This is a genomic window from Rhizobacter sp. P2_H3 (genome assembly GCF_056403355.1).
In genome coordinates, this window is sequence record NZ_JBFUFQ010000557.1 from 1 (window position 1) to 511 (window position 511).

The window sequence follows — 511 nt, forward strand, 5'->3', positions numbered from 1 at the left end:
CCCGCCATCAGCCCCTGCTTGTGCGTGACGGCGGGGCTGACCTTGACGCTGAACTCGCAGGGCTTGCGCGCCTTGCCCTTCGAGAGGCATTCGACCGCGGGCGCGTGCAGCGCGTAGAGCTCGTGCTTGTCGTTGCGCCTTTGCGTGTGCACGCGCCCCGGCGCGTTCGAGCCACAGCATCAGCGCGCTGATCGACTTGGCCGACACGTCGGCAGCTTCGATGCGATCCCACGGCAGTCGCGCCGCGAGTTGGACCAGCGGGTGCCGCGCATCGATCATGCCGTCGAGCCGGGCGCGRGAGAAATCGGGCCAGACGGCTGCTCGACGGCCGAAGTCCGTCGCTACTCGGTACTTGCTAGAACCCGAACGGCCAACTGAGCTTCACGAAGCTCTCGACCGTGCGATCGTCGCTGCGGCCGGTGCCGTCGTTGGCATGCCCCCGATCGGCGCTGATGCCGACGCTCGCATCCAGCTTGCGCCACGGCCGCGTCGCGAGCACCAGCGACAGCAC

Annotated in this window: 1 pseudogene; it reads right to left on the reverse strand. The window is 68.6% G+C overall.

Annotated features, from left to right (window positions below):
- Positions 1-155, reverse strand: a pseudogene (locus tag AC1D1T_RS33015) (IS5/IS1182 family transposase); the annotation flags it as partial.
- Positions 156-511: the final 356 nt, after the last annotated feature.